Here is a 24,742-nt window from a genome sequence, read left to right as displayed (position 1 = left end):
TTAAGTTAGGAAAGGCAAGCACCGTATCCGGCGTGCGAGGCATCGCCGTCATTGGGTATCGATCGAAAGGCGCCCCGACCCGCGGGAGCTGTTTCATCGCCACGCTCTACAGTATGGTAATGCGTTCGTTTTCGTCAATCGCAGTCGCGGTCACGAAAAGATGACAAGAATATTCAACAATAATACACAAAGCCGATTTGCGGGCACAAGCCTGTTGCAGGAAGGCGGTTCGGAGGGGCACTTTTGCTGCACCGTACGCACCTCGTTCTTTGGCATTGATTTTATTTGGTCCGAGACTAGTTAGTCGGATTGAACCGTTGGTTCGAGTTGCCTTGTGGGGCATCGGCTTCGGGAGAAACCCATGAACATCGATCTTTCTCGACGCGCGTTCCTGCAAACAGCAGGCGCGGGTCTCGCCGGTACTACGCTTGGAGCCCTCGGCTTCGGCGATAGCGAGGCCGCACACGCGGCGGCTATACGGCCCTTCAAGCTCGCGAACACCACCGAAACACGCAACACCTGTCCATACTGCTCGGTGGCTTGCGGCATAATCTTGTATTCGAAGGGCGATCTCAGAAAGGGCGAGCCGGCCGAGATCACCCATATCGAGGGTGACACTGATCATCCGACCAATCGCGGCACCTTGTGCCCCAAAGGGTCGGCCCTGCTCGGATTTGTCAAGTCGCCGACCCGTCTGCAACATCCGATGATCCGCAAACCGGGCTCGGACAAGTTCGAGCCGATAAGCTGGGAAGACGCACTCGGCCGCATCGCCCGTCTGATGAAGGACGATCGCGACAAGAACTTCGTCGCGACGAACAATGACGGCGTGACGGTCAACCGGTGGATCACCACCGGCTTCCTCGCCGCCTCGGCTTCGACCAATGAAACCGCGTTCGCGACCTACAAGGTGGTCCGCAGCGCGGGCATGCTGGTGTTCGACAACCAGGCACGTGTCTGACACGGCCCGACGGTGGCGAGTCTCGCCCCAACATTCGGCCGCGGCGCAATGACCAATTCCTGGACCGACATCAAGAACACGGATCTCGTCGTCATCATGGGCGGCAATGCCGCGGAAGCGCATCCTTGCGGCTTCAAATGGGTCACAGAGGCGAAGGCCAACCGCGGCGCCAAGCTCATCGTCATCGACCCGCGCTTTACGCGCTCGGCTTCGGTGTCGGATCTTTACGCGCCGATCCGCCAGGGAACGGACATCGCCTTCCTGCTCGGGCTGATCAACTACTGCATCCAGAACGATAAGGTGCAATGGGACTATCTGAAGACCTTCACCAACGCGACGTATGTCGTCAAGGAGGGCTTCACCTATCAGGACGGCCTCTTCTCCGGCTATAACGAGGCGAAGCGAGACTATGACAAGTCCAGTTGGGACTATGACATAGGAACGGACGGCTTTGCCGTTGTCGACGCGACATTGGCCAATCCCCGCTGCGTCTGGAATCTGCTCAAGAAGCATGTCGCGGTCTACACGCCGGAGATGGTCGAGCGCATCTGCGGCACACCCAAGGACCGGTTCCTGAAGGTGGCCGCGATGGTCGCCGAGACGTCGTCTCCGACCAAGGCGATGACCTCGATGTACGCGCTCGGCTGGACCCAGCACTCGAAGGGCTCGCAGAACATCCGCGCCATGGCGATGCTGCAGCTTGTTCTCGGCAATATTGGTATACGCGGCGGCGGCATGAACGCGCTTCGCGGTCACTCCAACATCCAGGGGCTGACCGACCTCGGGCTGATGTCGAACCTGCTGCCCGGTTATCTGACGCTGCCGACCGAGAAGGAGGTCGATCTGGCAGCCTACATGTCGACCCGAGGCTTCAAGCCGCTCCGGCCGAACCAGATGAGCTACTGGCAGAACTACAGGAAGTTCTTCGTAAGCTTCCAAAAGTCAATGTGGGGCAACGCGGCAACGCCGGAGAACGGCTTCGCCTACGACTACCTGCCGAAGCTCGACCTGCCGGGCTACGATCTGCTGCGGGCTTTCGAGCTGATGCACCAGGGCAAGATGAACGGCTATTTCTGCCAGGGCTTCAACCCGCTACAGGCAGCTCCCAACAAGAAGAAGGTGATCGAGTCCCTCTCGAAGCTCAAATACCTCGTCATCATGGATCCGTTGGACACGGAGACGGGCCGGTTCTGGGAGAACCACGGGCCGTACAACGATGTCGATCCGTCGCAGATTCAGACGGAAGTCTACCAGCTTCCCTCCACCTGCTTCGCCGAGGACGACGGCTCGCTGGTCAATTCGGGGCGCTGGCTGCAGTGGCATTGGGCCGGCGGCACGCCCCCCGGCGAGGCCAAACGCGATACCTGGATCATGGCGCAGCTCTATCTGCGCCTGAAAGAGCTCTACAGCAAGGAAGGTGGCGCCTTCGCGGATCCGATCGTCAAGCTCAACTGGCCTTATGCCGATCCCGGCGATCCGAAGGCCGAGGAGCTTGCCCAGGAGATCAATGGTAGGGCGCTCGCCAGGGTAACCGACACGGCCGACCCGACAAAGCTGCTGGCCGAGGCCGGAAAGCTCTTGCCGGGCTTCGCCGCGCTGCGCGACGACGGCTCCACCTCCTGCGGCTGCTGGATTTATTCCGGCTGCTTCAACGAAAACGGCAACAACATGGCCAGGCGGGACACCACCGATCCTGACGAAACCGGCGCCTATTCCAAATGGGCGTTCTCATGGCCTGCCAACCGCCGCATTCTCTACAACAGGGCGTCGGCTGACCTCACCGGAAAGGCTTGGGATCCAAGCCGCAAGGTGATTGAATGGGACGGCACGAAATGGTCGGGCTACGATGTCCCCGACATCTTGCCAACGGCAAAGCCCGATCAAGTAGGCCCGTTCATCATGAATCCGGAAGGCGTCTCGCGCCTCTTTACCCGGGGCATGATGCGCGACGGACCATTCCCGGCGCATTACGAGCCATTCGAGTCGCCCATCGCGAACCCGATAGCTCCCAAAGTTCGCGGCAACCCCGCAGCGCGGGTGTTCGAAGGCGATATGGCCCAGTTCGCCGAATCGGCTTCGCAGGAGTTCCCCTACGCGGCGACCTCCTACCGACTGACCGAGCATTTCCACTTCTGGACCAAGCACGTCATCACCAATGCGGTGATGCAGCCGGAGTTTTTCGTGGAAATTTCCGAACAGCTTGCGGCCGAGAAGGGCATCACCAAAGGCGGCTGGGTGCGCGTCTGGTCGAAGCGCGGTTCCGTTGTGGCGAAGGCCATGGTGACCAAGCGGATCAGGCCGCTCACCTGCGATGGCAAGACCGTCCACATCGTCGGAATACCGCTGCACTGGGGCTTCACGGGAGCGGCGAAGAAAGGCTTTGGCCCGAACATGCTCACCCCGTTTGTCGGCGACGCCAACATCGAGACGCCGGAATACAAGGCGTTCCTTGTCAACATCGAGCCCATCGCCGGGCCGGTAGCGTAGGAGGAGTAAGCGATGTTTCCTCCACTTCCAAATCCTTCGACGACGGATACCGCACCGCGTTTTTCCGACAAGGACCTCATCCGCCGCTCTGCCTCGACGGTTCCCGCGCCCGAGCAGCAATTGACGGAAGTCGCCAAGCTCATCGATGTTTCGAAATGCATCGGCTGCAAGGCGTGCCAGACGGCCTGCATCGAGTGGAACGACACGCATCCGGAGATCGGCTTCAATGCCGGCGTCTATGAGAATCCTGCCGATCTGACGCCGGACATGTTCACGCTGATGCGCTTCAGCGAATGGGACAATCCCGAGACAAACGAACTCGAATGGCTGATCCGCAAGGATGGCTGTATGCACTGCGCTGACCCGGGCTGCCTCAAGGCTTGTCCGGCACCAGGCGCCATAGTGCAGTATTCGAACGGCATCGTCGATTTCGTCCATGAGAACTGCATCGGCTGCGGCTATTGCATCAAGGGTTGCCCGTTCAACATTCCGCGCATCTCCAAAGTCGATCACACGGCCTACAAATGCACGCTCTGCTCCGACCGCGTGGCTGTCGGCCAGGGACCAGCCTGCGCCAAGGCCTGCCCGACCCAGGCGATCGTGTTCGGCACGAAAGACGAGATGAAACAGCACGCCGACGGCCGCATCAAGGACCTGAAATCGCGCGGCTATTCGAATGCCGGCCTCTACGATCCGCCCGGCGTCGGAGGGACGCATGTGATGTATGTGCTGCACCATGCCGACCAGCCGGAACTCTATTCTGGTCTGCCGAAGGAGCCGAAGATCAGTCCGCTCGTGGAGGCGTGGAAGGGCGTGACCAAATATGCCGGCCTCACCATTCTCGGCGTGGCGGCCGGCGTCGGCCTGCTTCACCATCTGGTGATGGGACCGAACAGGGTCTCCGAGACGGATGAGGAGCATGCCGAAGAGCTGACGGAAGGCGACAACGATGGCCGCGTATGACGTGAAGCCGAACGAGCAGATACATCCCGGCAAGCCAGTCATCGTGGACCGCTACACGGTGAGCGCGCGGATCAACCATTGGATCACGGCGGCCAGCCTGATCCTGCTCGCCTTGTCCGGCCTTGCCATGTTTCACCCGAGCCTGTTCTTCCTGTCGGGGCTGTTTGGCGGCGGCCAGTTCACGCGCTTCATTCATCCATGGATCGGCGTCTTGCTGTTCTTCAGCTTCCTTGGGCTTTTCCTTCGGTTCTGGAAGGCCAATTTGTGGAGGCCCGAGGACGGAACGTGGCTCGCCCGTTTCCGTGACGTATTGTCCAATCACGAGGACAACGTCCCCGAAGTCGGCAAGTACAATGCCGGCCAGAAGCTCGTCTTCTGGTCAATGTCGATCCTCATCGTCATCCTGATTTCGAGCGGCATCGTCATCTGGCAACAATATTTCGCCGCTTACACCACGATCGGTCAGCAGCGGGTGGCGCTGCTTGTTCATTCGATTGCTGCCGTGGCGATCATCGGCGTCTGGATTATCCATTTCTATTCGGCCATCTGGGTACGCGGCACCATTCCCGCCATGACGCGCGGACGGGTGACCGGCGGCTGGGCTTGGCGGCATCATCGCAAATGGCTGCGTGAACTGATCGCAGGCAAACCGGACGGACGTTCGGGATCGAATCCCGCCGAATGAGCGGGTATTTGTTTTTACGCAATTCCGGACGGAAAACCGTTATACACTTTTCGTGGAATTGCTCCGGAGCAGTATCAAGCCGACCACGTGGCCCGTGAGGTTCGTGAGGTTGAAATGCCAAAGCAACAAGATCCGTCACGCCCTGACCCGACTGTAATCGGCGAGGTCTCGGCCCCACCCTTTGCGCGCCTGCCTGATCCGCGGACCTTGTTCATTCGCCGCTCCGAGCGATTGGATGTGTTGGCGGATGACCACCAGCTCGGCCCCTATCTCCGCTTCCTCTCTGCACTGACGGATGCGCAGCACCGCATCCAGGACGGCTTGCCGGAGATCGAATTGCCGACCGCGGAGGCGCGCGAGCGCGCACGAACCTTCGGTATGCCGCCGCTCGATCGCAACCAATCCACTTCGGATGCCGCCCTTGGAATGACGCTCGGCCGCCTGTTCGAAGTGGCAGCCACGATCGAAAAACCCAAGGCGGCCGCAGCCGCCTTGGACAGGCTGGCGAATATCGATGCGTCCGGGGTCGTCGACTCCATGGTGCGCAATGTGCTCACCGATGCGATCCCAATGAACGCGCTTGCCGAGCATGTCTATGTCGCGGCCGCGCTGCAGGTTCACTTTGCCCGCCTCGCGGCATGTCTCGACAGCTCGAAGCTGGTTCCGGTTGCCGACGGCGCCTGTCCGGCCTGCGGTGGGCCGCCCGTATCCTCGATCATCGTCGGTTGGCACGGCGCACACGGGGCGCGGTTCTGCGTCTGCGCGCTGTGTGGAACATTGTGGAACCACGTCCGTGTCAAATGTACGCTGTGCGGCTCGACCAAGGGGATAGGCTATCAGGAAATCGAGGGAGGCCCTGGCACGGTCAAGGCCGAGACCTGCGATGCATGCGGCTGCTATGTAAAGATCCTGTACCAGCACAAGGATCCGGCTCTCGATCCGGTCGCCGACGACGTGGCGACGCTCGGCCTCGACCTGCTCGTCCGCGAGGGTGGCCATCGCCGCGGATCGTTCAATCCGTTCCTTGTTGGCTATTGAGGATACGATGACCGCTTCATCCGCAAACCCTTTGCGCAATCTTCCGTCGGTCGACCAAGTGCTGAGGACCCCGCTGGCGGCGGCCGCAATCGAGCGCTTCGGACGGCAGGCCGCGACGGAGGCCATTCGCCGAGCCGTCGCCGATGCACGAATGGCCTCCCGCAATGCCGCAGCCGTCGTGCCGGAGGCAAACGATCTTGCCGGCGACGCGCTCGTGCAGCTCAGGGACGGCGAACGCTCTTCCCTGCGTCCCGTTTTCAACCTGACCGGAACGGTGCTGCATACCAATCTCGGACGAGCCCTCCTCGCGAAAGAGGCGGTCGAGGCTGTTCGGCTGGCGATGCGCGAAGCGGTGGCTCTCGAATTCGATGTCGAGAAAGGCGAGCGCGGCGAACGGGACGATCATCTTCGATCGCTCGTTTGCGAGCTGACCGGAGCCGAGGATGCAACCGTCGTCAACAACAACGCGGCTGCCGTCCTTCTCGTGCTCAACACGCTGGCGCTCGGTCGCGAAGCGATCGTTTCGCGAGGCGAGTTGATCGAGATCGGCGGCTCTTTCCGGATGCCCGAGATCATGACGCGCGCCGGCGCCAGGCTTGTCGAGGTCGGCACCACCAACCGCACGCATCGCAAAGACTATGTCGCGGCGATCGGCCCGGAGACCGGGCTCATCCTCAAGGTGCACACGTCGAACTACCGGGTCGAAGGATTCACGGCCGAGATCCGGGCACCCGAGCTCGCTTCAATCGCAAAGGCGCATGGGGTACCGCTGGTCCATGATCTCGGTTCGGGCACGCTGGTCGATCTAGCCCGCTACGGCCTTGGGCGCGAGCCGACCGTGCGCGAGGCGGTCGCCGACGGCGCCGATCTCGTCACATTCTCCGGCGACAAGCTGCTTGGCGGTCCGCAGGCGGGTTTCATTGTCGGCCGCAGGGACCTGCTCGCAGCGATCAGCCGCAACCCGATGAAGCGGGCGCTCAGGGTCGACAAGCTTCGTCTGGCCGCGCTCGAGGCGACGTTGAAGCTCTACCGCGACCCCGACCGCCTGGCCGAGCGCCTGCCGACGCTAAGGCTGCTCTCGCGCTCGGTGAGGGAGATTGCAGCGCAGGCAAAGCGCCTTGCTCCCCTGGTTGCTGACGCCGTGGGCGAAGCCTTTGCGGTCGACACGGTGGAGTGCCGGAGCCAAGTCGGATCCGGCGCGCTGCCGCTCGAAACTGTGCCAAGCGCCGGGCTTGCTCTCAAGCCGCGCTCAGGGAGCGGCCGGGCGCTCGAAGCGCTTGCGGCTTCGCTGCGTGGGCTGGGCGTCCCCGTGATCGGGCGCATCGAAAACCAGGCGCTCGTGCTCGATTTCCGCTGCCTGGAAGACGAGGCGAACTTCATCGCCAATCTAGCCGGCTTAAATCTGGGAGGAACCGATGCGCTGGCTTGACCGCCTTGCGCGCCGCCCAGCCGAGACGCCTGTGGCCGCACGCATGACCGAGGCCCTCGAAGCCGCGCGGCGAGGCGATCATGCCGTGGCTCTCTCCATATGGGAGCCGCTGGCTCACCAGGGCGTTGCCCGCGCTCAGAACAATATCGGCGCCTGCTTCGCCGAAGGGCTCGGCGTCGAGCGTGATGCGGATATGGCCTTTCGCTGGCTGGCGCTCGCCGCCGAGGCAGGAGATCCTGTCGGGCAAAGGAACCTGGCGTCCCTCTATTTCCGCGGCGAAGGCGTTCAGCAGGACTTTCGCCGGGCGGCCCAGCTCTATCGGGCCGCAGCGGAAACTGGCGACGGACCGGCGCAGGATATGCTGAGCTGGATGCTGCTGGAGGGCGAAGTGATGGCTCCCGATGCCGGCGAGGCGCGACGCTGGGCGCTTGCCGCGGCCGATCAGGGCATCGCATCCGCTATGACCCGGATCGGCATGCTTTATCACAATGCGCTCGGCGTGCCGCGCGATCCGGACGAGGCTGTCCGCTGGTGGCGCCGTGCTGCCATGCGAGGAGACGCCGAAGGGCAGGCAATGCTCGGCGCCGCCTGCCATCTTGGTACGGGCGTGCCGGCTGACGCGGTCGAGGCGCTGGTTTGGCTCCTGCGTGCCGAGGCAGGCGGCAGCGCCCTTGCCCGCCGCTATCTGGCTGCGGTGCGGGCCGAATTGAGCGCGGGCGATGCCGCCGAGGCCGAGCGTCGCGCCGCCGCGCCGTTGCCGGAGACCGCATCATGATCGTCGGCACGGCGGGACATGTCGATCATGGCAAAACTGCGCTGGTGCATGCGCTGACCGGTATAAACACCGATCGTTTGCAGGAGGAAAAGACACGCGGCATGACCATCGATCTCGGCTTCGCCTATTTGCCGGTGCCGGGTGGGGATAGCATCGGTTTCGTCGATGTTCCCGGGCACGAGCGTTTCGTACACACGATGCTCGCCGGCGCCAGCGGCATCGACTTCGTGTTGCTCGTGGTGGCCGCCGACGACGGCGTCATGCCGCAAACCCGGGAGCATCTCGCCATCGTCGATCTGCTCGGTGTCAAGCGCGGCGCCGTCCTGCTCACCAAATGCGATCTGGGCGGTCCCGAGCGCCGCACCGCGGTTGCGAGCGAGATCCGCGCAGTAATTGCCGGGACGATGCTTGCCGAGGCCCCCCTGATTCCCGTCTCGGTCGTTACAGGCGAAGGTATCGATGAACTCAGGTATCTCTTGTTCGAGGAGGCGTCGCATCTTGCCCGGCGTGCAGTTTCGGGCCGTTTTCGATTAGCGGTGGACCGCTCTTTCACGCTGCGCGGCGTGGGCACCGTCGTGACGGGCACCGTGCTTTCGGGTTCTCTCGGTATTGGGGACAACGTGGTCGTAAGCCCGTCGGGATTGCTTGCGCGGGTTCGATCGATCCACGCCCAGAACCGGCCGACTGAAGGTGGTCGGTCGGGAGACCGTTGCGCGCTCAATCTGACCGGCGAAAGGGTTTTCAAGGAGGCGATCCGGCGCGGCGACGTAATTGTCGATCCGAAGCTTCACGCGCCGTCGGACCGGATCGATGCAAGCCTTCGCGTTCTGCCGGGTGAAAGCAAGCCGATCGGCCAATGGTTTCCGGTGCGGCTCCACCATGCCGCGACGGAGGTCGGGGCACGCATCGTACTCCTCGGAGACGAACCGATCGAGCCTGGCGGCACGGCCAATGTTCAATTGGTGCTGGACAGTCCGATCGCGGCCGCTGCCGGCGACGTTTACGTGGTGCGCGACACCTCCGCGCAGCGAACCATCGGCGGCGGACATTTTCTCGATCTGCGGGCGCCCAGCCGCAAACGCCGCGCGCCGGAACGGCTGGTCCAACTTGATGCCCATGCGCTATTGGCGCCCGAACTGGCCGCCGCCGCACTCCTTGATGCGCCGCCCCACTATTTCGACCTGAAGGCTTTCGCGCGCGACAGGGCGCTTAGTGACTGCGAGACGGAAGGCCTGATCGATCAACTCGGGCTTGTCCGTTTTGCCGTCGGAGAAATGCTCCTCGTGCTGTCGCCGGAGCGCTGGTTGCGAATCAAGCGCGACTTGGCCGCGACCCTGGGGACCTTCCATGCCGACAATCCCGATTTGCCGGGCGTAGGAATGGAGAGACTGCGTATTGGGCTTGATCCACGTCTGCCGGCGCCCGCTTTCACGGCAGTTCTGCGGAGCCTTTCGCACGCTGGAGAAGTTGCCTTGGACGGCGCCTGGGTGCGGCTGCCCGGTCATGAGGCGCACCTGATGGCAAAGGATGAAACTCTCTGGCTGCAAGTCCAGCCTCTCATCGGCGGACCCGAACGGTTCCATCCGCCGAGAGTGTGGGATATTGCCGAGGTGCTGGCCGCGCCGGCGACGGAAATCCGGCGGCTTCTGAAGCTTGCCGGCCGTATGGGGAAGGTCCACGAGGTCGCTCATGACCACTTCTTCCAGCGCGAGGCGTTGGCGCAGATCGTGGAGATCGCGCGCGACCTCGCTGCGTCGATGCCCACAGAGCAGTTCACCGCTGCTCAATTTCGCGATCGCGTGGGCAGCGGACGCAAGGTCGCCATCCATATCCTCGAATTTCTCGATCGGCACGGCGTGACGCTGCGGCGGGGAGACTTGCGCCGTCTGAACAGGCGCAGGCTGGACCTGTTCCGCCTGACAGGCGAGGGTGAGCCGCCGATGGCGCAAATTTCCGGAGGAGCATCGTCCCCGGTGGGGCGTCCGGACTTCAAATCCGGGAGGGGCCGCGAGTCGGTCTCTGGTGGGTTCGACTCCCACTCTCTTCCGCCATCCTAGTGAGCCAAGATGAACCCGACGGCTTCCTTTCTGAATGACCTGAAAACGACGGCTGAGACCGCCAGGACAACCGAGGCAAGCTTCAGGCGACAAGCGGCCAATCAGATCGCGGTTCTGGAACAGGAGCGCGCTTTCGCCTTCAGGCGGCTCAACCTCATGCAGGCGATCTCGGACGCCGTGGCCTCAGCCGAAAGTGAGGAGATCGCCGTGGCCAGCGCTTTGGCCGTCCTGCGCTTGCGGCTCGGCTGGAATGCGGACAGCGAGGCGCGCACGGAAGCGATCACGCATTTTGGCCCCGTTGCGCTTGCGTTGTTCCAGGCTGCGAGGCTGCCCGAGGACGAACCCGCCACCAATATCGGCGAGGCCCTTGCGATTTTTGAGCATTGGTACTCCGAATCCCGGGGATCGCCGTTCTGGTTGCTATTCGAGCACCAGATCGTGGACACGCCGCTGGTCGACTTTTGACCGACGGACTTTTCGGCATACCCGGATGTGAAAGCAGAGAGCGCAACGTCGCTTTATTACCGACGACACGATGCGGTAACCGGCGCCTCGGTTACCGCCGCAAGCAGCTGCTTGGGCGCGGACGCCGGAAGGCGTTCACTCCCATGACATGGGAGCCATATTCGAGCCTTATGTCGTCGAGGTTGGCCGGTTACCTAGAGATCGCGCGCGCTCTCAAGCCAGGGGATATGTGACAGAACGAAAGGCGCTCGGCGCCAGGAACGGCGCGCAAGAAGACAGAGAGCAATTAGCAGGTGGCCCGCGGAGCGCGCGACTCAATGGAAGGGCATGGGTGTCACCCCACCAAAGCTGGTGCAGAACTGCGACGAAGCGAAAGGCCCACCACGTCTGGGCATTGTTCCGCTCCGAGGCTTCATCATGGCTCTTTGATAATGGCAGGAGCAATCAAGGTGCTCATTGTCAGGTATCGCGCAATTCGTATAGGCCGCATGGTTCTTGTTGCAGAGTTCTTTGAAGGCGGACTCTGCTTCCCGCGGGATCGTCTTCTCGTACTCACGCCATTTAGGGAGGCAGCCTTTGTCCCCGGGGAGCTTCGTATAGGTCGGGCAGCCCTGGCGGCCGGCCGATGATCCCGATTATTTCGTTCTGTGGACCTGCTTCTTGCGCGATCCGAGTTTCCCCCATACGCAAGCGGACTTGCAATAGGAGTTGATGAATGACCGAAGAGAAGAATCGCCAGAACGCGGGATTGATGGAATTGACCGCGGATATTGTCGCGGCGTTTGTCCAAAATAACGCAGTGCCCGTAGCAGGCCTGCCCGATCTGATTTCTTCGGTAAACTCCGCTCTCGTTAGCTTAGTCAAGCCAGCTGAAGTTGAGCAGCCAACACAGAACCCTGCGGTCAATCCCCAAAAGTCTGTGTTTCCCGACCACATCATTTCGTTGGAAAACGGGCGCAAGTTCAAGTCGATGAAACGGCACTTGGGCTTGCTTGGCATGACGCCTGACGAGTATCGAGCCAAGTGGGGGTTGGCGCGGGACTATCCTATGGTGGCACCAAGCTACGCAGCACAGCGATCGGAGCTGGCGAAGTCGATCGGACTTGGTCGCAAGGCGGGCGCAAAAATGCCCGCCAAGAAGCCCCCGGCCAAGAAGGTAGCAGCCAAGCGGGTGAAGGCCTAAGACCCAGCCTCAGGCAAGCGGACCAATGCGATGACACGCCAATCATTGCCGAAGAGCTTGAAAGCGCGGCCGATCGCATCGCAGACATTTCGCGCGCGGATCTGCAGATCATTCTGCCTCGCGCTGCATTGATGCTCAAAAATATGACAGGCGTGCCGCTGGAACCGGCAACTGATGACGGCTCTGAAGTCCATTGCTGCTGAAATGAGAGTCGGCGGATCAGACCTACTTCAGGTCATCTTGTGCGAGTGGCTCGAAACAACGCGATCCCGGGGGGTCAGGAATTGGTAATGATTCGTTTCCGACGCTTGGTCGAAATCAGATGGGAACGACGGGTTATCTGGAGAGACCAGAGCGAAGCGCTCCCGTCCATTCACTGTCCTCATCGAATTCACGTACCGGGAGTAAGACGCGACTTCGACACATCGGCGAACGGATCAAAAGCTGCCCCCAGTCTCAGCGACGGGTCCCTACGATATGGCTCTGCTGGGCCTTCTTTGGCCGATCGCAACTCTGTTATTATCGGATGGGAGTCCTTCAGCGAAGTGAGTGAGTAGTCAACTTGCCGCCACATGGGCGACGTCATCCGGTCGTTCGAGCCGCCCCTCACATCATTCGGGAACGCGAACTTTCGACCGTGGGGGAAGTTCGCCCGCTCGCGGCCGCCCTTGTGCCGATCACGTTGCTACTGCCCTACATTGTCCAGCGGCGTCGCAGCACATGGGCGGTGGTCGTTAACACGCCGGGGTTCGGAGCGATGGGCTTCCTGGTCCTTGCATTTGCACTTGCCTAAATGTCCTCACAACGTCGAACCATCCCTGCAGCAGACGTGGCCGCGATTTTGGTTCCCGGAGTTCACCGTCTCTCAGTGCGGCCTCCGGTACTGGCCCTGCCATAGGGGGTGGCGCCAGAAGCCGACACGCGGGCCGGCCGCGGCGACAAGCGCATCGCCGAGACCGAGTGGCGCCCGGAATCGATCGAGATCGCTAGGCAGATCGCGGCGCATGCAAAGTCCCGCGGCGTCTCGGCCGCCGATTTCGCGCTCGCCTGGGTGTTGAACAACCGGCTGGTCACGGCGGCGATCGCTGGCCCGCGCACCGAGGAACAGTGGGACAATTATGCGAAGGCGCTGGACTTCAGGTTGATCGCCGAGGACGAGGCCTTCGTCGACCGCCTCGTCACCGCCGGCCACGCCTCGACGCATGGATTCAACGATCCGAGTCATCCGGTCGAAGGCCGCGTGCCGCGTTCGGAGCCGGCCGCGCCGATCCCGCTGACGCGACCTCTGCGGGCCGCCTGACAAGTCGCCGACGACATGGCGGGGCCGGCGGCCCGCCCGACTTTCCAATCGCTTCGGACAAATGAGCGAGCCCATGAATTTCCATGTCGAACGGCTGCGGCAGAACATCGTCGTGCTTCAGGCAACACCCACAGGCCGTCGAAATCACGAACGCTGGCGCACATCTGGGGCAGGCGCTGCGCGAAAGATTATCCGTCACGGTGAATTTCCTCGATCTTGTCGACGCCGGCCGCGGCTTGGGTGCAGCATTCACGCGGCAGGAATTGACGCCGGAGGCGCTGAGTGTCTTGGGGGCTGTCGAGCAGGCTGACGCGCTGATCGTCACGACGCCGGTCTACAACGGCTCCTATGCGGGCCTTATCAAACATCTGTTCGATCTCATCGATCCGCTGGCGCTCGTCGACCGGCCGGTCCTGATCGGCGCGACGGGTGGTGGCCAGCGCCACGCGCTGGTAGTCGAGCATCAGCTTCGCCCGCTGTTTGGCTTTTACTCCGCCCTGACGGTGCCGAGCGCCGTTTATGGCAGTGACAGCGACTTTTCCGACGGGAAGCTCACGGACCCGCAGGTTCTGGCGCGGGCCGGGCAGGCGGTGGACCAGTTCGCCACCCTGGTTTCGGCACGGCAGCCGAAGCGCCAACAGGTCAGTCTGGCCTCAGCCTAAGGGGCAGCGAGTCGTAGACGTCCCTGGTCCTTAGGTTCGCCAGACCATACGAGAGAATGCGAAGGAAATGGGTTGGCGAACCCGCCGCTAACGTATTGATTTCCCAATAGGGAACGTTGACCCTGCAGGTCGAAGGGTCGCATTTGTTCGCCATGGAATCGTTCCTCGGGCGCGCTGAAAACGATGTTAGCATGCGGGCGAGGCATGATGAAAACGGGGAAGGTCTCATGAGTTTCGATGATATCGATCTCAATTTGCTGAGAGTGTTCGACGTGATGATGCGTGAAAGGAACGTAACGCGCGCAGCTGCCGAATTGGGAAGAACACAATCAGCTGTAAGTCATTCCCTATCAAAACTTCGGTATTTATTGCAGGACGAATTGTTCACGAGAGACGGGGGCGAAATGCGACCAACCCCTCGGGCAGTGGAGTTGCTGTCAGATATTTCTGCTGCGCTGGCTACGATCCGCGCGTCGATCGACCGGCATCAGATCTTCAATCCAGCAACGACGCGACGCAACTTTCGCGTGGGACTCACTGACTATCACGCCATGATATTCATCCCAGGGCTCATTCGAGAATTTTCGAGGCAAGCGCCTGGCGCGACGCTGAACGTCATTCCCGCAAACGGACCCGAAATCGGTTCATCGGTCTATTTGAGACAAGTCGACTGTGCACTGACGGGAGCGGCAATACGCGACGACCCAGGTCTCTTGAAGGTGGAGCTTGGCCAGGATCGATTGTTTTGCGCGGTGTGGAGTGGAAGCAAGATCGCCAGGAACGCAATGACACTGGAAACATATTTGGCCAGTTCTCACCTGCAGATTTCCGCAGATGGTCTGGCTGAAGGGCTTGCCGATGCCGCCCTCAAACAGATGGGCCTACGACGTAATGTCGTTGCGACCATCTCGAATTATCTGGTGCTGCCCTGGGCGCTTCGCGGCACTGAACTGATTACTCATTGCGGCGATGCAATCCTGCAAATGCTGGACGAGAGGAGTGAGGTGACGTTGGTCCCGCCGCCCCTTCCCGTATCGAATGTGAATGCCTGGCTCATTGTTCACCGCCAGATGGCGAATGACCCGGGTACCAAATGGCTCCGGGAAATAATCATGAGCATCTACAACGAGTCGCGGACCGAGAGAGACCAAGGGTCAACCGTCGGAGCACCGGGCTTGGCTGCACCATAGGTCGCGCGCGCCGTCGCTCATTCGATTAGCCCGCCCCAAGCAAACTAGCCCGATCAGCACTCAAGCTCCCTTTCACCCGAGAGCGAGTGCCTCCTCAATTATGAATGACGCTCATTTTCGCAATGAGAACAGTCAATTTGACGAATAGTCATACTTGAGGCCACATTCCCTTCAACAAAAACAGGGGAATACCGAAATGAGATCGATGTTCAAGGGCTTTCTTGCCCTCGCTATCGCGTGCACCACCTCCTCGGCGTGGTCCGCAACCCTCGACAATGTCAAGAAAAATGGCGTGCTGACGTGTGGCACAAATTCGGCCACGGCTGGCTTCAGCCTTCCCGATAATGAAGGCAAATGGACCGGATTTGTGGTCGACTATTGTCGCGCCGTGGCCGCTGCCGTGCTCGGGGATGCGCAAAAGGTTAAGTTCATTCCATTGACGCCAAAAGATCGCTTCACCGCCTTGCAATCGGGGGAGATCGACATTCTTGCACACAACGCAACATGGACATCGTCGCGCGATACGTCTCTCGGCATACTTTTTGCGGGGACGTACTTCTATGACGGTCAGGGATTTATGGTGCGCAAGGCGGACAACATCAGATCAGCCAAGGGGCTCGAGGGCGCATCGATTTGCGTCACCCAGGGCACCACGACCGAGTTGAACCTTGCCGACTATTTTCGCTCGCAGTCGATCAAGTACACCACGGTTGGTTTCGCCGACGAGGAAGCTGTCGTGAAGGCTTACGAGGAGGGGCGTTGCGACGTCCTGTCGGCGGACACCTCTACCTTGAACGCATCGCGGCTTCGCATGGCCAAGCCGGACGACAGCATCGTTCTTCCCGAACTAATCTCCAGGGAGCCGCTTGGCCCGGCAGTGCGGCAGGGAGACGACCAGTGGTTCAATGTGGCGAAGTGGACGCTTTACGTCATGGTGGCCTCCGAAGAATACGGGGTCACCTCCAAGAACGTTGATGCGATGAAGTCGTCGGACAATCCCAGCATCCGCCGTCTGCTTGGCGTGGAAGGCAGCATCGGCAAGGACATCGGGCTCGGCGACGACTGGCCGGTCGAGGTGATCAAACAGGTCGGTAACTACGGCGAAGTGTTTGATCGGAATGTCGGCAAGGACTCCCCGCTGAAAATGGAGCGCGGCATGAACGCGCTCTGGAACAAAGGCGGCGTTCAGTACGCTCCGCCGATTCGTTAGGCAAAGCATGGTTGCAAGGCGCTGGCGCGTTACCGCCAGCGCCTTGCACAGATCCCGATAGGAACACGCCATGTCCGATTTGTCGCTTCCAGCGCCCTCGCGCAGGAGCCTATCGCTGCACGATACGAAAGTGCGCGGCGTTTTCTACCAGCTCTTGCTCGCAGGTTGCCTGTTGGCTTTGGCCCTGGGCATCGGCATGCAGACCGCATCGAATATGCGGGTCCGGGGGATTCCGCTCTCATTCGATTTTTGGGGTGAGGCTGCTGGCTTCGACATCAATCAAACCCTGATACCGTACGATGCACTATCCACCTACGGTCAGGCGTTCTGGGTGGGAGTGGTCAATACCCTCTACGTCAGCTTCCTCGCAATCTTGCTGGCCACCTTGCTTGGCTTCGTCATCGGCGTTGCCCGCCTCTCGCCGAACTGGATCGTTTCGAAGGTGGCGACCGCCTATGTCGAGCTTGTGCGCAATGTCCCGTTATTGCTGCAGCTGCTGTTCTGGTACAACGCCGTCCTCAAGCCGTTGCCTTCCCCGAAGGCGTCCATCGCCATCCCCGGCGGCATCTACCTCAACAATCGCGGCCTCATCATTCCGGAGATCCAGTGGCATCCGGGGGCGGGGCTTGTGGGCCTGGCATTGGTAGCGGCCGTTTTCTGCTGCATTGCATTCTGGTTCCGCGCCAAGAGTGTCCAGAAACGAACTGGCAAGCAGCTGCCGGTATTTTTGGTCAGCCTGGCGACCTTGATAGGATTTCCGCTGATCGTGTTCCTGGTGGCTGGCGAGCCGGTCTCGTTCGTCGCGCCGCAGTTGCGCGGCTTCAATTTTCAAGGCGGGCATCAGCTCTATCCGGAGTTTGCCGCTCTCCTGATCGCTCTGTCGGTCTACACCGGTTCATACATTGCCGAGATCGTCCGAGGTGGCATCCAGGCAGTGCCAAAGGGCCAGACCGAGGCGGCCTATGCGCTGGGGCTGGCGCCGGGCAAGACACTTCGCCTGGTCGTCGTTCCCCAGGCGCTGCGTATCATCATCCCGCCTTTGACGAGCCAGTATCTCAATCTCATCAAGAACTCGTCGCTTGCGGTGTTCATCGGCTATCCCGACCTCGTTCAGATCTTTGCCGGGACGGTACTCAACCAGACCGGCGCCGCCGTCCAGGTCATGGCGATCACCTTGTCCGTCTATCTGGTTATCTCCCTTGCCACGTCGTTGGCCATGAACGCGTGTAACCGACATTTTGCGATCGTCGAGAGGTGACGCATGAGCGATCAGTCCATGCATTCGCCAGTTGCCAGCAGCGCGCTCATAACAGCGATGGCGCCCCCCGCGGATGTTCGGCCGGGCCCAGTGACCTGGACGAAAAAGAATCTGTTTTCAACGCCTTCTTCAGGCGCGTTGACAATATGCTTTGTCCTCTTTGCCGTGTGGCTGCTGCACCATTTTCTGAGTTTTGCGATCTTCGACGCGGTATGGAGCGGCGGCCGGGAAGCTTGCCGTGCGAACAGCCAAGGAGCTTGCTGGCCTTTCATTGCCGAGAAGTTCGACTACCTGCGATACGGCGCGTACCCGGCTTCCGAGCGGTGGCGCGTTGATCTCGCACAGGCGATCGGCGCCATCCTCATCGTTTGGCTCCTGTGGACGAAGGCTCCGCGGCGCAAAGTGGCGGCGTTGCTATTCTTCCTTGTCTACCCCGTTGCTGCGTTCGTTCTCGTGCGCGGGGTCGCCTGGCTCCATTTGTCTGTCATCGATACGACGCTCTGGGGCGGTCTCCTGATCACGCTGCTGATGTCGATTGTGGGCATCGTCTTCTCGCTTCCGATCGGGGTTCTCCTGGCGCTTGGACGCAGGTCCGAACTCCCTTTCGTCAAAGCGGTTTGCGTCACATTCATCGAAGTCGTCCGGGGGGTGCCGTTTATCACGGTATTGTTCATGGCGAACTTCATGATGCCGCTCTTCGTGCCGGATTACTTAACGCCAGATCGTCTCCTTCGCCCCCTCATGGCGATAGCGTTGTTCTCGTCCGCCTATATGGCCGAGGTTGTGAGGGCCGGCCTTCAGGCGATCCCGAAGGGCCAATACGAAGCAGCGAATGCGCTCGGGATCAGCTACTTCAACATGATGCGCCTGATCGTCCTCCCCCAGGCGTTGACAATCGTCATACCGAGCATCGTCTCCACCTTTATCGGTCTGTTCAAAGACACGACTCTGGTCGCCATCGTCGGCATCGCGGATTTCCTGAGGGCCGTCGAAACGGCGCGCGTCGATCCGAACTGGGCAGGCCCGACGATCTCATCAACCGGCTACCTCTTTGCGGGACTGGTCTACTGGGGCTTTTGCTTCGGCATGTCCCGTTACTCGCAATCGATGGAGCGCCAATTGGCGCGCGGCCACAAATCTTAGGACGGGACGATGATGCCACAAGCAATGTACGCATCGACGAAGGGACAGCCCTTCAACAAGGCGATGGCTATCGAGCTGCGTGCTGTCAATAAATGGTTCGGTTCGTTTCATGCGCTCAGGAACGTCAGCCTCTCGGTGCCCCACGGTCAACGCATTGTGATCTGCGGCCCTTCCGGGTCGGGCAAATCGACGATGATCCGGTGCGTCAACCATCTCGAGGAGCATGAGTCGGGCGAGATCATCGTCGACGGCAAAGCGGTAGCCGGGGATCTGCGCAAGATCGACGAAGTTCGCAGCAACGTCGGGATGGTTTTCCAGCACTTCAATCTGTTTCCCCATCTTACGGTGCTTGAGAATTGCACCCTTGCGCCGGTGTGGGTGAGAAACATGCCGCGGATGGCGGCCGAGGAATTGGCGCGCCACTATCTGGAGCGAGTCAAAATTGCGGAGAAGGCGGACAGCTACCCAGGGCAGCTGTCAGGCGGCCAGCAGCAACGTGCTGCAATTGCCCGGGCTCTCTGCATGAACCCAAAGATCGTGCTCTTCGACGAGCCAACCTCTGCCCTCGATCCGGAGATGGTCAAGGAAGTGCTGGACACGATGGTGTCGCTCGCCAGCGAGGGCATGACGATGCTGTGCGTGACGCATGAGATGGGCTTTGCGCGGGACGTGGCCGATCGCGTGGTATTCATGGACCGCGGGGAGATCGTCGAGACCAACACGCCCCATCAGTTCTTCACCCACTCTAGGTCGGAACGGGCGCGGCAGTTTCTGGCGCAAATCCTCAAGTAGGGCCGTCCGCAGAGGCAAAGCGGCCGTGGCCGTGGCAATAGATTTTTTCAGGTGATTATCACATGGCTTGTGCAGACACGCCCGCATCGGCGGTTGGGCAACGAAATATTCCGAGAATTGATTTCGACCAAATCCACGACCGCCAGCAATTCGGATCCGTCAAATGGGCCAACCAGTGGGACGAGTTCTCTCCTCAGGTGCAAGGCCAGGGCCTGCTCTCCCTATGGACAGCGGATATGGATTTCCGTGCTCCGGAAACCGTCATCGCGCGGCTGCGCGAGGCCGCGGACCATGGCATTTACGGCTACACACGCCGCGATCCGCGCCACTATGAGATCGTGCAATCGTGGTTCACACGCCGGCACAACTGGTCGCCGATGCTGGAGACCCTGCTCCCCGCGCCGGCGATCATGCCGTCGGTCGCTGCGATACTGCGAACCTTCACGAAGCCTGGTGACGGCGTCATCGTTCAGTCACCCGTGTACTCGCCCTATTTCGAAGTGGTTCAGGGAAATGGCCGGATTCTGCTCACGAACCGGCTGAGGCTGCAAAACAACAGGTATGAACTCGATCTGGAAGACTTCGAGAAACTGGCGGCCGGCGGCGCCAAGGTGTTCCTGCTGTGCAATCCTCACAATCCTGCCGGAATGGCCTGGACACTCGAAGAATTGACAGCGCTGAACGACATTTGTGAGCGCCATGGGATTTTGGTCATATCCGACGACATTCACTGCGACATAAGGTTGTCGGACCACCCGCACATCGTCTTCTCCTCCATCTCGGATGATGCCGCGGAGAAGTCGTTCATCTGCACCGCTCCGACGAAGACTTTCAACCTCGCCGGGGTGCCTTCGGCAACCATTGCGGTGGCGAGCAAAAAGCGCCGCGAGCAGCTTCTTGCCGCGATGCAGGCCTCATTCATGGTGAATGCAAACTTTTTCGGCCGCCTGGCCCTGGAGGTTGCCTACAGCACCGGCGCGCCCTGGCTCGATCAACTCACACCCTACATCGCCAGCAACATTGATCTGGTTTGTGACTTCGCCGGCGAATACCTTCCAGGCATTACGCCCATGCGGCCCGACGCATCGTTCCTGGTGTGGTTGGACGCGTGCGCGCTCGATCGTAGAGTGGGTGGAATTCAGAAGTTCTTTGTCGATCAGGCCGGGGTCAATCTGTATGACGGCCGCGTCTATGGGCCTGGCGGCGAAGGTTTCATCCGCCTGAATGTCGGCTGCCCGCGTCCTCTGCTGCGCCGAGGGCTGGAGCGGATGTCCAGCGCGCTGGCATCCTTGTGACTGAGCGGAACCAAGCCAGGATGCCCCGAATGCGAATTGCCATCATCAATCCCAACACGACCGCTTCGATGACCAGGGGGATCGTCGCAGCCGCCATGGCGGTGGCAGGCCCAGGGACGAGATAGTGGGTGCATGCCAACGGCTGGACCTGAAGCGATCGAAGGGCCATTTGACGGTGCACTCTCCGTACCGGGCCTGCTCAAGCAGGTGGTCGCGGCGGAAATGGACAATGTCGACGCCCTTATCATTGCCTGCTTAGACGATACGGGTCTCGACGCGGCAAGGGCCATCGCTACCAAGCCCGTCATCGGTATAGGCAAGGCTTCGCTTCATCCGTCAGCCTTGTCGCTCACAGCTTCTGTGTCGTGACCACTCTGTCGCGTTCCGCGCCACTGATTGAAGACAACATTCGCCGTTACGGGTTCTCCCATCGCTTCCGGCGCGTGCTTGCCTCCGACATCCCGGTCCTCGAGTTGGAGAGATCTGAAAGTGGTGCCTCCGAACGAATTTCGGAGCTCATACGCGAAGGTGGAGGCATAGGCTGCTTTGGCGCCGAGCCAGACTGCGCAACTCTCGGCCGCGCGCGTGCCCGGCTTTCTCGATGCCGGCCTGTTGCAGGGCTCGCTCTACGAAGCTTTGGAACGCCATTACGGCATCGTGCCGGTCGCGGCGCGCGAAAACTACCGTGTTGGCGCTGTCGGGGCGGCGGATGCCGAATTGCTCGATCTGCCCGCGGGGAGTCCCGCTTTCGTGGTCGAGCGTATCACCACCGACGAGCGCGGCCCATTCGAATTCACCGTCTCGGTCATGCGTGGCGACCGCTACGAAATCCGCTCGACGCTGCGTGCCGGTCGCGCCGCGCCAACCGCAAGAAGCTGAGCCATACCCAAGCCGACCCATAACAGGAGTACCGACGTGTCCGATCTTTACATACCTCGCCTTGCCGCCCTCATCGAACAGGCCTCGAAAGCCAATGCCGAAGCCTTTGGCGAAGCGGCCAGCCGCTTTGCCGACACGCTCGAGAGCGGCGGGTTGGTTCATCTTTACGGCTCGGGCCACTCGGTGTTGCCGGTCCAGGAAGTGTTTCCGCGCTACGGCAGCTATGTCGGCTTCAATCCGCTGACCGACCCGCGTGTCATGTGGCATAACGTGCTCGGCGCCGGCGGCGTGCGCGAACTTCTGTGGCTGGAGCGGACCCAGAAATACGCCGAGAAATTCCTCGACCACCAGCCGCTGAACAAAGGCGATTCGATCATCATCTTTGGCCACAGCGGCCGCAATTCGTCCGGCATCGACACCGCGCTTTATGCGAAAAAACGCGGCATCTTCGTCGTTGCGATAACTAGCAAGAACAATCTCGACAAGCCGGCGACGCACTCTTCCGGCAAACGGCTTGCCGATGCCGCCGACCTTGTCATCGACACCTGCTCGCCGATCGAGGATGCCATCGTGCCGGTCGAGGGCTGGAGCCGGCCGGTCTCCGGTTCGTCGACCGTGCTTGCCATGATCCTGGCGCATGAGCTGATCGCCCGCACCGCCGAGGCGCTTTCGAAACGCGACATCGAACTGCCGGTTTTTGCCTCGCCGACAATTGCCGGCGTCACACTGCACGACACCGACGTCATCTATGGCGTCTATCGCGAGAAAATGCTCGAGGCACAAAGGAAGCATCTGCCGACGTTCCAGGCGACCATGCGCGGCGAATGAGAAACAGGCGACGCCGCCCAAATTGCGAGGCCTCCCGAAACGGGTAGTCAGGTCGCGATACCGGGCGGCCCGCCGCGATCCACTGAATCCGATCACCGTTTTCTTCGGATTCGGGGTGTAAGATCAGGAGGAGCTGTTTTTGGGGACAGCGGCGAACCATCCACCATGGCTGGGGCGCCAGATTGCTCGCCGTGTTGGTCCCGATCTTCGCGGCCCATACGCTGGCGAGTGGCTTGCATCTCCGGAATGGTGAAAACCGGCACCTCGCCCTTGAAACCCTGGAGCTCAAAGGCGCCCGCCTGAACGACCGGCATCGATGCTCCTGCCGCAAAGCCGGGACCAAGCACCAGGGGGATGCCCAGCTTCTTGGTCGTCGACTCGAGCCGTGCCGTGCGGTTCACCGGGGAGCCGATCGCGGTGTAATCGAAGCGCCGTTCGGAGCCGAAATTGCCTACCGAGCAAATGCCGGTCTCGATGGCGACGCCGATTGCGATGGAGGGGTGGCCGTCCGCGCTGAAGGCGGCGTCTTCGCGCTTCACCCGTTCGATCAGGGCAAGGCCCGCGTCGAGCGCGCGCTCGCGATGATCCGGCTGATCAAGCGGCGCGTTCCAGAAGGCGAGCACCGCATCGCCCATGAACTTGTCGATGGTGCCGTCGCGCTTGAGGATCTCATCGGTCGCAATGCCGAGGAAGTGATTGACCACCTTGGCGATTTCCTGGGTATCGAGTTGTTCGCTCATCGTCGTGAAGCCGCGTATGTCGCTGAGCAGGATCGTGATCTCGCGCTTCTCACCGGACAGGATCGCTTCGGTGTCCGAGCTTGCGAGGCGCTGCACCACGGAAGGCGACAGATACTGGGAGAACTGCCGTGCCAGGGTGGACCGGCGCTGCTCGCTGCGCCTGTAGAGGACATAGCCTTCGAAGCCCGCAACCATGATCGTTGCAAGCGCCGGCTGCAGCGGGTCATAGAGTGCACCCTGCAGGCTGTATTCGAGAGCGCCGAACGCGAACGGCGTGACGGCCAGCAGCACGAGAGCCAGGGCGCCAAGCACGACACGCCCGGCGAGCACTCCGGAAAGTCCGATGAAAACGATGGCGCCGAGGACAAACCAGAGCCGCTCAAGCGTACGTGCGTGCGTTGGCTCTGCAAGGTAGCGCCCGGCAAGCAACTGGGCGATTGCATCGGCGTGGATGTCCGCGCCTGGTCGCGCTGGACGTGTCGGGGTGGGCAGGTACTGCGTCAGTCCCACGGCCGACAGATCGACAATGGCGATGGCGTCCCGCAGCCGCGGATCACTGCCGCCCGAAAGGATAGTGCTGGCAGATATACGGGGCGTATCCGCGGCGGTTTCCCAGAGGCGGATGCTCCCCTCCGGCTCGAGCGGCACAATGGCGCCGGCCATCCTGAGTGCGTCGAACCCGGCGGCATTCATCCGGGCTATGTAACCGTCCTGTCCGGCGTAAAGGCGCAGGAGCTCGAGTGCGAAGGACGGCCACAGCTGCACGCCTTGAGCGGTGTTGCGAAGCCACAGCAGCGGCACATGGCGCAGTACGCCGTCGGGATCGGGCAAGGTGCGAATCACGCCGAGGCCCGCGGCGGCGTTCGAGAATTCGGCAAGCGAGCCGGTCAGGCCGGTGAAGCCGGGAAGTGTGTCGGGTACCTGCCCGACGATCGACCAGCCGGCTTTGGGTTCTGCTTCTGAAACCGTCGCTTCATTGCCTAGGCTGACGGCAAGCGCCGTTCGATTTTTGGCCAGCGCCGCTGCCAGGCGCTTGTCTCCGGCGATGCCCTCAGGCGAGGTGTCGGCCTCGGGGAGTACCAGCGCAAGCCCGATCACCGCCGCGCCGGATTCGGTGATGCCATCGACCAGATCGGCCAAGAGGCCACGGTTCCAGGGCCATCGCCCATGTGCCTTGAGGCTGGCGTCGTCTATCGAGACGATCACGACAGGATTGCTCGTCTCCTGGCGTGGGGCGAGAAACTGGTAGAAGTCGTACGTCCGCTCACGCAGGCGCGACAACGGCCCGTCAAAAGCCAAATGGCAAGCGAGCAGCAGGAGCACGAGCACAAGGCCGGATATTTTGCGCCTGCCAGCTTGCCGCCAATCAGCCCAGCGCCAACCGACCAAGAGGCTCATGTCG

General features: G+C 61.3%; 18 protein-coding genes, 1 tRNA gene and 3 pseudogenes. 21 read left to right on the top strand and 1 reads right to left on the bottom strand.

What is annotated here, in order from left to right:
• The first annotated feature begins 361 nt into the window (after positions 1-361).
• From fdnG to NKJ91_RS14205, 21 genes and pseudogenes are all read left to right on the top strand, one after another.
• Complete coding sequence (gene fdnG / locus NKJ91_RS14305; protein WP_352456094.1) at positions 362-3,448, top strand: formate dehydrogenase-N subunit alpha; 3,087 nt, start codon at positions 362-364, stop codon at positions 3,446-3,448.
• A 12-nt stretch (positions 3,449-3,460) separates the two neighbouring features.
• Positions 3,461-4,411: a formate dehydrogenase subunit beta gene (gene fdxH, locus NKJ91_RS14300; RefSeq protein ID WP_352456093.1), complete on the top strand. Its 951-nt coding sequence runs from the start codon at positions 3,461-3,463 to the stop codon at positions 4,409-4,411.
• On the top strand, positions 4,398-5,096 hold the full coding sequence (locus NKJ91_RS14295; protein WP_352456092.1) for a formate dehydrogenase subunit gamma: 699 nt from the start codon (positions 4,398-4,400) through the stop codon (positions 5,094-5,096). The genes fdxH and NKJ91_RS14295 overlap by 14 nt, the downstream gene beginning before the upstream one ends.
• Before the next feature lie 114 nt (positions 5,097-5,210).
• Positions 5,211-6,134, top strand: coding sequence for a formate dehydrogenase accessory protein FdhE (fdhE, locus tag NKJ91_RS14290; protein ID WP_352456091.1), 924 nt, complete (start codon positions 5,211-5,213; stop codon positions 6,132-6,134).
• Between the two features lie 7 nt (positions 6,135-6,141).
• Positions 6,142-7,563: an L-seryl-tRNA(Sec) selenium transferase gene (gene selA / locus NKJ91_RS14285; protein WP_352456090.1), complete on the top strand. Its 1,422-nt coding sequence runs from the start codon at positions 6,142-6,144 to the stop codon at positions 7,561-7,563.
• Complete coding sequence (locus tag NKJ91_RS14280; RefSeq protein ID WP_352456089.1) at positions 7,550-8,338, top strand: tetratricopeptide repeat protein; 789 nt, start codon at positions 7,550-7,552, stop codon at positions 8,336-8,338. The genes selA and NKJ91_RS14280 overlap by 14 nt, the downstream gene beginning before the upstream one ends.
• Positions 8,335-10,170: pseudogene (gene selB / locus NKJ91_RS14275) on the top strand (selenocysteine-specific translation elongation factor); the annotation flags it as partial. The gene NKJ91_RS14280 and the pseudogene selB, both read left to right, overlap by 4 nt.
• A 123-nt stretch (positions 10,171-10,293) precedes the next feature.
• Positions 10,294-10,389 (top strand) — tRNA-Sec (locus NKJ91_RS14270).
• A gap of 162 nt (positions 10,390-10,551) precedes the next feature.
• Entirely contained in the window at positions 10,552-10,860 is a 309-nt protein-coding gene (locus NKJ91_RS14265) for a hypothetical protein (protein ID WP_352456088.1), read from the top strand.
• A 715-nt stretch (positions 10,861-11,575) separates the two neighbouring features.
• Entirely contained in the window at positions 11,576-12,043 is a 468-nt protein-coding gene (locus NKJ91_RS14260; protein ID WP_352456087.1) for a Ros/MucR family transcriptional regulator, read from the top strand.
• Positions 12,044-12,941: 898 nt separating this feature from the next.
• Positions 12,942-13,343 (top strand): annotated as a pseudogene (locus NKJ91_RS14255) (aldo/keto reductase); the annotation flags it as partial.
• Between the two features lie 83 nt (positions 13,344-13,426).
• Complete coding sequence (locus tag NKJ91_RS14250) at positions 13,427-14,005, top strand: NAD(P)H-dependent oxidoreductase (protein ID WP_352456086.1); 579 nt, start codon at positions 13,427-13,429, stop codon at positions 14,003-14,005.
• A gap of 227 nt (positions 14,006-14,232) precedes the next feature.
• On the top strand, positions 14,233-15,195 hold the full coding sequence (locus tag NKJ91_RS14245; RefSeq protein ID WP_352456085.1) for a LysR family transcriptional regulator: 963 nt from the start codon (positions 14,233-14,235) through the stop codon (positions 15,193-15,195).
• A 196-nt stretch (positions 15,196-15,391) separates the two neighbouring features.
• Positions 15,392-16,405 (top strand): amino acid ABC transporter substrate-binding protein, encoded by a 1,014-nt coding sequence (locus NKJ91_RS14240; protein WP_352456084.1) that lies wholly within the window; start codon positions 15,392-15,394, stop codon positions 16,403-16,405.
• 130 nt (positions 16,406-16,535) lie between these two features.
• Positions 16,536-17,663, top strand: a complete 1,128-nt coding sequence (locus NKJ91_RS14235; RefSeq protein ID WP_352456083.1) for an amino acid ABC transporter permease — start codon at positions 16,536-16,538, stop codon at positions 17,661-17,663.
• Between the two features lie 3 nt (positions 17,664-17,666).
• On the top strand, positions 17,667-18,806 hold the full coding sequence (locus tag NKJ91_RS14230) for an amino acid ABC transporter permease (RefSeq protein WP_352456082.1): 1,140 nt from the start codon (positions 17,667-17,669) through the stop codon (positions 18,804-18,806).
• A 63-nt stretch (positions 18,807-18,869) separates the two neighbouring features.
• Positions 18,870-19,598 carry an amino acid ABC transporter ATP-binding protein gene (locus NKJ91_RS14225; protein ID WP_502903588.1) on the top strand — a complete coding sequence of 243 codons (729 nt, stop codon included), beginning with the start codon at positions 18,870-18,872 and terminating at the stop codon, positions 19,596-19,598.
• Positions 19,599-19,660: 62 nt separating this feature from the next.
• The gene (locus tag NKJ91_RS14220) at positions 19,661-20,893 is read left to right on the top strand and encodes a MalY/PatB family protein (RefSeq protein WP_352456080.1); all 1,233 of its coding nucleotides are present in this window, start codon (positions 19,661-19,663) and stop codon (positions 20,891-20,893) included.
• 132 nt (positions 20,894-21,025) lie between these two features.
• Positions 21,026-21,357, top strand: a pseudogene (locus NKJ91_RS14215) (aspartate/glutamate racemase family protein); the annotation flags it as partial.
• 82 nt (positions 21,358-21,439) lie between these two features.
• Entirely contained in the window at positions 21,440-21,772 is a 333-nt protein-coding gene (locus NKJ91_RS14210) for a GntR family transcriptional regulator (protein ID WP_352456079.1), read from the top strand.
• A 36-nt stretch (positions 21,773-21,808) separates the two neighbouring features.
• A complete protein-coding gene (locus NKJ91_RS14205; protein WP_352456078.1) occupies positions 21,809-22,600 on the top strand; it encodes a sugar isomerase domain-containing protein in 792 nt (263 codons plus the stop codon).
• 92 nt (positions 22,601-22,692) lie between these two features.
• On the opposite strand, the gene NKJ91_RS14200 is transcribed toward NKJ91_RS14205, so the two are convergent.
• Positions 22,693-24,738 carry a CHASE2 domain-containing protein gene (locus NKJ91_RS14200; protein ID WP_352456077.1) on the bottom strand — a complete coding sequence of 682 codons (2,046 nt, stop codon included), beginning with the start codon at positions 24,736-24,738 and terminating at the stop codon, positions 22,693-22,695.
• Positions 24,739-24,742: the final 4 nt, after the last annotated feature.

Source organism: Mesorhizobium sp. M0040 (assembly GCF_040323505.1).
In the GTDB taxonomy this organism is placed as follows: domain Bacteria; phylum Pseudomonadota; class Alphaproteobacteria; order Rhizobiales; family Rhizobiaceae; genus Mesorhizobium.
This window is presented reverse-complemented; position numbering and strand designations above follow the sequence as displayed.

Excerpts from the sequence above, each read along its gene's own strand:
- fdxH (WP_352456093.1), top strand. The coding sequence starts at position 3,461 with ATGTTTCCTCCACTTCCAAATCCTTCGACGACGGATACCGCACCGCGT.
- NKJ91_RS14295 (WP_352456092.1), top strand. The coding sequence starts at position 4,398 with ATGGCCGCGTATGACGTGAAGCCGAACGAGCAGATACATCCCGGCAAG.
- fdhE (WP_352456091.1), top strand. The coding sequence starts at position 5,211 with ATGCCAAAGCAACAAGATCCGTCACGCCCTGACCCGACTGTAATCGGC.
- selA (WP_352456090.1), top strand. The coding sequence starts at position 6,142 with ATGACCGCTTCATCCGCAAACCCTTTGCGCAATCTTCCGTCGGTCGAC.
- NKJ91_RS14280 (WP_352456089.1), top strand. The coding sequence starts at position 7,550 with ATGCGCTGGCTTGACCGCCTTGCGCGCCGCCCAGCCGAGACGCCTGTG.
- NKJ91_RS14265 (WP_352456088.1), top strand. The coding sequence starts at position 10,552 with ATGCAGGCGATCTCGGACGCCGTGGCCTCAGCCGAAAGTGAGGAGATC.
- NKJ91_RS14260 (WP_352456087.1), top strand. The coding sequence starts at position 11,576 with ATGACCGAAGAGAAGAATCGCCAGAACGCGGGATTGATGGAATTGACC.
- NKJ91_RS14250 (WP_352456086.1), top strand. The coding sequence starts at position 13,427 with ATGTCGAACGGCTGCGGCAGAACATCGTCGTGCTTCAGGCAACACCCA.
- NKJ91_RS14245 (WP_352456085.1), top strand. The coding sequence starts at position 14,233 with ATGAGTTTCGATGATATCGATCTCAATTTGCTGAGAGTGTTCGACGTG.
- NKJ91_RS14240 (WP_352456084.1), top strand. The coding sequence starts at position 15,392 with ATGAGATCGATGTTCAAGGGCTTTCTTGCCCTCGCTATCGCGTGCACC.
- NKJ91_RS14230 (WP_352456082.1), top strand. The coding sequence starts at position 17,667 with ATGAGCGATCAGTCCATGCATTCGCCAGTTGCCAGCAGCGCGCTCATA.
- NKJ91_RS14225 (WP_502903588.1), top strand. The coding sequence starts at position 18,870 with ATGGCTATCGAGCTGCGTGCTGTCAATAAATGGTTCGGTTCGTTTCAT.
- NKJ91_RS14220 (WP_352456080.1), top strand. The coding sequence starts at position 19,661 with ATGGCTTGTGCAGACACGCCCGCATCGGCGGTTGGGCAACGAAATATT.
- NKJ91_RS14200 (WP_352456077.1), bottom strand. The coding sequence starts at position 24,738 with ATGAGCCTCTTGGTCGGTTGGCGCTGGGCTGATTGGCGGCAAGCTGGC.